This window comes from Sporosarcina siberiensis (assembly GCF_042681925.1).
Lineage (GTDB): Bacteria > Bacillota > Bacilli > Bacillales_A > Planococcaceae > Sporosarcina > Sporosarcina siberiensis.
Window position 1 is genome coordinate 210,918 of sequence record NZ_JBHUGI010000037.1, and the last position, 6,903, is coordinate 217,820.

Sequence of the window (6,903 nt, forward strand, 5' to 3'; positions counted from 1 at the left end):
TAATGAGCCCGGCTTGCACTTCTTCTTTTGCCTTGAAAAAATAAAGGGGGAGTTGTGATGATTAGAAAACCGGTTCTTACAGTAGTAGATTATACAAACTGGGCATCGGAACTGGTGAAGCCAATTACAAGCCGAGTGGATTATCAGTTAGATGAAGACAGCATACAGTACAGCCGTATTGCTGCACGTGTCCTTGGAACGGGATTTGACGAAACTGAATACTTGATTTCACTTCACGAAGTGAGTCAAGTACCAGGAGTACATCTATTATCTGAAACGCTTGATAAGACAATGCCGTCACAACGATTCCAGTCCATTCAACGCATTTACGATCTTATTCAGGAACAACCAAAGCTTTCAATCAACCGATTTGTTGCATTTTTGGAAGGGGAACAGCTCCTACCCAAATACGGAACAGATCCGGATTTTAACAGATTAGTTCGGGCAGCACTTATTGATGTGTTTAAATTGTTTCAAGCAAATCATGTAGGGGCATTCAATCATCCCGAATTTCGACGGGTCTTTTTGGATCTTATTAAATGGACATGGAACCATCTAGATCCATGGATCAAAGAAACATCGATTACGGAGAATATCCCTCATATTGTCTGGTATGGTGATATGAATAAAAGTCAGGCTTACTTTTTATATTATTTACTTCTCCTAGGACTGGATGTCGTGATACTACATCCAGAAGGAAAAGATGATTTTAAAGAAATTGACCCTGAAAATAAGTGGACTGTTATCGCTAGTTATCCAACTACAATGACGCTACAACCGTTTCCATTAGAAGAGCCACAACGACAAGGAACCGTTGCCTACCGTGCATCCAAAGAAATAGATCATGTTTTGCATCATGAAGGCTCTGCTTATATAAAACCGTGGCAGTTTAGAAATCACTTACCTGTAACGGTTACGTTGAAAACGACGTATGATGAAATCTTTTTATTGGCGAAAGAAAAAGCCTTTATTCGTCCAAACTTTTCATCTAATTCGGAGGAAGTTAAAATCCCATCACTGTTCACTAAAGTTTCCGGTGTTTCGTCAAACCGCAAAGACTACTGGGATAAAATGCACAAACTTCTGAGCTATCCGAACAGCATACTGGTGAAAAGTTTTCCACATATGAAGGAAAGTAAAGCAAATAACCAATATCATTACCAGCATTCACTAGGTAAGGATGGCCGGTTAGATCCTGAAAAAATGATGAAGAGCAATTGGTGGCAGTACCATCATCTTCATGACGGAGCACAGAGAGGAATTGCGGCGGCAATTTCTAGAATGTGTGCCAATCCGAGAATGAAGGCTCAGCACGGGGAAAGTGAAGAGCAAATACGACTTTACCTGTTTACACAGGCAATTATCATTCCTGAAGAATTGCTGAACAGTATGCAGACATTCGATTATTCTCAGGATATCCCAAAGATTATTTTATTTAATAATGAACTAAACGGAATCTTATCAAAAGCGGATGCTGCACTTTTATTACTGTTGAATGAGTTTGGGCTCGATATTGTTTTATACAATCCGCCAGGACATAATGATGTGGAAGTTTATATTGATAAAGACTATTTTGATCATCATTTATTGGACGATATGGTGTTCGACTTATCGTTTCAGGAGAGAAAAAAAGACATTCCAATTGTAAGTGGCTTTTTAAATCGTTTTTTTAGTGGAAAGGACTGATTGTCATAGAAGATATAAAAGATTATGAAGTTGAAGTGTTGACGGAAAATAAAGCGGAGGCAATGCGACTTCAATTAAAAGAAGACCCGGAAGTGCAAAATTTAGTACGTTCTATAGATACGAGAAATCAGCTAGATCTTTTGGAATTCGGAAAAGAACCAGCTGTTGAAATATCTACTTTTGCCGATCGTATATTAGCTTCAATGCGTTCTTCAAGTGTGACGGATTCAGGTACCATGCTGAAACAACTAGGTAAAACAATGGACAAGTTTGATAAAAATGATTTTGATGAGCCAAAGGGTTTGTTTGGTAAATTATTTAACCGCGGAGAAAAAATGATTGAAAAAGTTTTTGGAAAGTATCAATCGATTGGTAAGGAAATAGAGACGATTCATATTGAGATATCCAAATACAAAGATGAAATGATTCGGTCTACAAAAACTATGGATGAAATGTATGAACAAAACTTCAACTTCTATATGGCTCTTGAAAAGTATGTTGTAGCCGGTCAAATAAAAGTTGAAGAACTAAGGGCGTTTGTACCAAGCCTAGAGCAGCGTTCAGCAGGCGGAGACCAATTGGCTCACATGGAGCTGGATACGATGAATAACGCGATACAAGCACTCGAAGAACGTATCTATGACCTTGAAATGGCGAGAATGGTAGCACTTCAAACGGCACCACAACTTCGCCTTTTACAGCGAGGGAATACAAAACTCATCGGGAAAATCAATTCTGCCTTCATCACGACAATTCCAATCTTTAAAAATGGAATTATCCAAGCTGTTGCAGCGAAACGACAAAAGCTTGTTGCAGATTCAATGAGCGAGCTCGATAAACGAACAAATGAAATGCTCTTGAAAAACTCACAAAACATTGCGAGTCAGAGTACCGACATTGCTCGTCTTGCAGGTGGCCCAAGTATTAAGATTGAAACAATTGAAGAGAGCTGGAACACAATTGTTAAAGGTTTGGATGAGACAAGAGCGATTGAAGATGAGAATAAACGTGCTAGAGAAGATGGAATGAAGCGGATTGCAGAACTCCAAGAAACAATGAAGAATTACGGTAAATAATATACTGCTCTATACCTTAACGTATATCAGATTAAAAATACAGTAAGCATCGCATTTGTGTTGTGCGCCCAAAAAGTTAGGTGCGCAGCAATTGAGCGATGCTTTTTTTGTACGAAGAGTATTGTTTTTCATTCGCATTTTTGAAATGAAATCCCTATCTTTTTAGTCCTGCGATCTCATCTTCAGTTAAGTAGCGCCATTGACCAAGCCCTAATGAACCGAGCCGAATGTGCTTTATCCGAACCCTTTGCAAGTGCGTAACTGTATATTGAGAATGTCTGCACATTCTACGGATTTGCCGGTTTAATCCCTGTGAAAGCGTCATGCGAAACGTATAATCATCCAACTGAATTACGGAGCACGGATTTGTTCTTGAAAAGTCTTTTTTTCTTGGATTATAAATAGTGACACCGTTTGATAAGTTCGTTATAAAAGTATCTGTAATTTTTTTGTCAACTTTTACTATGTATTCTTTTTCATGGTTGTTTTCTTCCTTCATTAGCTCATTTACAATACTTCCGTCATTTGTTAATAAAATAAGGCCTTCTGTTTCTTTATCTAGACGTCCAACTGGAAATATACGTTCAGGAAAAGATATAAAGTCAATAATATTATTAACAATAGTGGGAGAGGCAGTACAAATAACACCACTTGGTTTATTAAGCACAATATATATGTCTTGAGTAGGTTGCTTGATTTTATGACCGTCCACCTCGACTTGATCATTCTCTTCTACAAAATAAACATGAGGCGCAATCTCACCGTTTACTAAAACTTTCTCGGCAGTAATATAACGCTCCGCTTGTCTCCTAGAACAGAATCCGGAAGAACTAATATAGAGATTTAACCTCAAAATATACACTCCTTGTCTATCTGTAACATCTTATTTCCGAAAAATATTTAAAAAAAGAAAAGGTCCCTACTGATTAATTTTACTTAACCGTAGGGATCCTTTCTTTTATATTATGCTTTCTTTATTGAATCGCCTTCTCGTCTGAAGAATCCGAAGATCCCCACAGTTTGAACGATGTTTGTAAAGGCATTTGGATCTACTTCTTTAATAATTTTTTCTAAATCATACAATTCGTATCGTGTGATTACAAGATACATCATATTTTTATCTTCTCTTGAATAAGCGCCTTTTGCTGGAATAATCGTGATGCCGCGTACCATTTGTTGATGGATAGCATACTGTAATTCGTCCGCTTTGTGCGTAACAATCATCGCAGTTACTTTTTCATGTCGTGTATGGATTGTATCAATAATAGCTGTTGTTACATACAGTGCAACCATTGTATACAAAGCGTTTTCAGGTTCGTACAAAAACCCTGCTGCTACGATAATGATACCGTTTAATACTAAGAAATAGGCTCCAATTGGTTTATCTTGTAAACGTGATAAAACCATTGCGACAATGTCCATACCGCCTGTCGAAGCACCTAGTTTAAAGGATATTCCAACACCGATTCCGGCAATAGCTCCGCCAAAAACCGCGTTTAGTAGAATATCATCGGAAACTGATAAGATAGGTAGTATTCCCATAAAAGCAGTTGCAAAAATAACGGAAACGATACTGTAAATTGTGAATCCTTTTCCTACTTTGAACCAACCTAATATGAAAACCGGAATATTGAACAGCAATAATAAAATACCGGTGCTTATACTTAATCCAGAGTAATCTTTTAAAACACTTGATACAAGCTGGGCGGCCCCTGCAAATCCACTGGCATAGACATTTGCATTAATTAAGAAAAAGTTTAGAGAAATTGCTACTAATAAGGAACCGAAAATAACGACTACGATACGTTTTGCTTCAATAAAAAACATAGGGACCTCCTCTTGTAAGAAAACAGGATGTTGCTTGTTAGGTGAAAGAATTGTCAAAGGATAATTGTACCGAACTTTATAATGAAATGATACTTTTTATTATTAATTATACACACTCTTTTGAGAACCTGTACGGATGAACTGTTTCTAAGGTTTCAAGCAAGCAGTAAGGCATCCAAATCGATAATGTCAATCGTATTTTGATTCAACTGCTTGATCCAACCAGAGTCTTCGAATTCTTTTAATTTGCGACTTACAGTTTCAGGTGTTGTGCCAATATGGGAAGCGATGTCTTTTCGACTCAACGGTAATGTTATTACGTTTTGGTTCTGTTTTTCAACTAAATGAGCTAAATACATGGCTATGCGTGTTTCGGCAGACTCCATAGCAATGCTAGCTGATTGTTTTTCTGTTTGTGCTAACCTCGATGAAAACTCAGTAAGTACTTTTAACGAAATCGATGGATATTTCAATAAAAATGCTTGGAAATTTTCACGGCTCATGACGCAGAGTTCCGTAGTTTCCATTGACTCAGCATAAGCATCATGAACAGATTCTGTAAATAAGCTCAGTTCACCCGTGAAATCACCGGGTTCCAAAATGCGCACAATCTGTTCTTTTCCTGTTTCAGAAAGTCTGTAAATTTTTACTCGGCCTTTATGAACGATATATAAACCATCTGATTTGTCACCGGCATGGTAAATTGTATGACCACGAGGATGTTTAATGGAGTTCGTTTCTTTTACAATCTCTTTCATTTCCTTTGGGTCTAAATGATTGAAAATAGGCACGATGGAGATACACATGTTTCGTATCTCCGCTGCACCGCCTGAAAAATGTTCACATTGATTTTTATCGGTCAATTGTAATCTCCCGCCTTACTTGCTTAGTTAGTTTGCAGTATTGGTTTCAAATTGCGAACGGCCTGTATTTCTCTTAGTATACCGAACTAATCGGATTGCGTTTAGTATTTCGGTTATTACACTAAGTTTATGTAGTTTTTTCGCTTACGTTCTAGCTCGAGGATAGGATAGTTCTTAAAGTTGCACCTTTACGAAAATCATTTATTTGAAAAAAGTTTCTCGTATTCTTTTTCTTATTGCAAAAGTGCTTTATAATAGAAGTATCGTAATTAATGATGAATGGAGAGGGACAAAGCATATGGAACTTATCTACAAAGGAAAAACTAAAGATGTATACGAGATGGACGGTGGCAATGTCTTATTGAAATTTAAAGATGATGTAACAGGAGAAGATGGTGTTTTCGATCCTGGAGCAAATACGGTTGGACTTACAATTGAAGGAGCTGGGAAGTCAGGCTTACGAATGACGACTCACTTTTTTGAAAAGCTGATAGAAAAAAACATTCCAACTCATTTTGTGGATTCAAATATAGACGAAGTCACGATGACGGTAAAGAAAGCTGAGATGTTTGGACGAGGGCTTGAAGTCATTTGTAGGTATCGTGCAGTAGGAAGTTTCTTAAAGAGATTTGGGGCATATTGCGAAGAAGGACAACCATTGAATGCTTTTGTAGAGGTTACATTAAAAGACGATGACCGAAAAGACCCTCCTATTAATCAAGATGGACTGTCACAACTTGGAATCTTATCGATAGAGGATTACAAGAAACTTGAAGAGTTAACGAAAGAAATTTCGGGAATTGTGAAAGATGAACTTGCTTTAAAAGGTCTCGAATTATATGATATAAAATTAGAATTTGGTCGTCATATTGAAACAAATGAAATCATGTTAATTGATGAAATCTCTGGTGGAAATATGCGTGTTTACAAAAACGGCGTATATATATCACCGATGGAACTTGAAAAATTAGTTTTAGCGTAAAACAAAAGTTCATGATTAAATAATATTTGTGAAGAATGTTAGTTTGCTACAACTGAATCTTACATTTGTTACGAGACTGTCCAGAAAGTCGGTGAAAACCGATTTTAGGACAGTCCTTTTTAGTTAGGCTTCTGAGTAAACAGTTGTTTTCCGTTCCAGGGGGGTGTCCACACAACATTTATCCAACCAATCCTTGCCTTAGTACAACCAATTTTAATATAGTCCAACCAGATCCGTTTTGTCCAACCAAGACTCGGGTTTGCCCAACCAATCACTAAGATGATCCAACCAAATTCAACATAGTCCAACCAGATTTCCCCAAGCACCTGGTACTCAATCTATAATCAGAATTGTTTCTAAATTGCAAAGGGGACTATTATGTAATATAACCTCGAAAATGCAAAAAACCACCGTTTTCGGGGTATATAAGAAGTACCAATCACAGAACTTCCATTACCCAACCCAATCC

6 protein-coding genes are annotated in these 6,903 nt (G+C 37.3%); 3 read left to right on the plus strand and 3 right to left on the minus strand.

Annotated elements, in window-relative coordinates:
• The first annotated feature begins 57 nt into the window (after window positions 1–57).
• Both ACFSFY_RS17525 and ACFSFY_RS17530 read left to right on the plus strand, forming a co-directional pair.
• Complete coding sequence (locus ACFSFY_RS17525) at window positions 58–1,686, plus strand: YceG family protein (RefSeq protein ID WP_381540371.1); 1,629 nt, start codon at window positions 58–60, stop codon at window positions 1,684–1,686.
• Window positions 1,687–1,748: 62 nt separating this feature from the next.
• A complete protein-coding gene (locus ACFSFY_RS17530; RefSeq protein ID WP_381540413.1) occupies window positions 1,749–2,762 on the plus strand; it encodes a toxic anion resistance protein in 1,014 nt (337 codons plus the stop codon).
• A 154-nt stretch (window positions 2,763–2,916) separates the two neighbouring features.
• On the opposite strand, the gene ACFSFY_RS17535 is transcribed toward ACFSFY_RS17530, so the two are convergent.
• The 3 genes from ACFSFY_RS17535 to ACFSFY_RS17545 all read right to left on the minus strand — a co-directional run bounded on the left by ACFSFY_RS17535 (window position 2,917) and on the right by ACFSFY_RS17545 (window position 5,452).
• Window positions 2,917–3,615, minus strand: a complete 699-nt coding sequence (locus tag ACFSFY_RS17535) for a pseudouridine synthase (protein WP_381540374.1) — start codon at window positions 3,613–3,615, stop codon at window positions 2,917–2,919.
• 110 nt (window positions 3,616–3,725) lie between these two features.
• Window positions 3,726–4,589, minus strand: coding sequence for a YitT family protein (locus tag ACFSFY_RS17540; protein WP_381540375.1), 864 nt, complete (start codon window positions 4,587–4,589; stop codon window positions 3,726–3,728).
• A gap of 155 nt (window positions 4,590–4,744) precedes the next feature.
• Window positions 4,745–5,452 carry a Crp/Fnr family transcriptional regulator gene (locus ACFSFY_RS17545; RefSeq protein WP_381540378.1) on the minus strand — a complete coding sequence of 236 codons (708 nt, stop codon included), beginning with the start codon at window positions 5,450–5,452 and terminating at the stop codon, window positions 4,745–4,747.
• A 298-nt stretch (window positions 5,453–5,750) separates the two neighbouring features.
• On the opposite strand from ACFSFY_RS17545, the gene ACFSFY_RS17550 reads away from it, so the two are divergent.
• The gene (locus ACFSFY_RS17550) at window positions 5,751–6,434 is read left to right on the plus strand and encodes a phosphoribosylaminoimidazolesuccinocarboxamide synthase (RefSeq protein ID WP_381540380.1); all 684 of its coding nucleotides are present in this window, start codon (window positions 5,751–5,753) and stop codon (window positions 6,432–6,434) included.
• Window positions 6,435–6,903 lie beyond the last annotated feature (469 nt).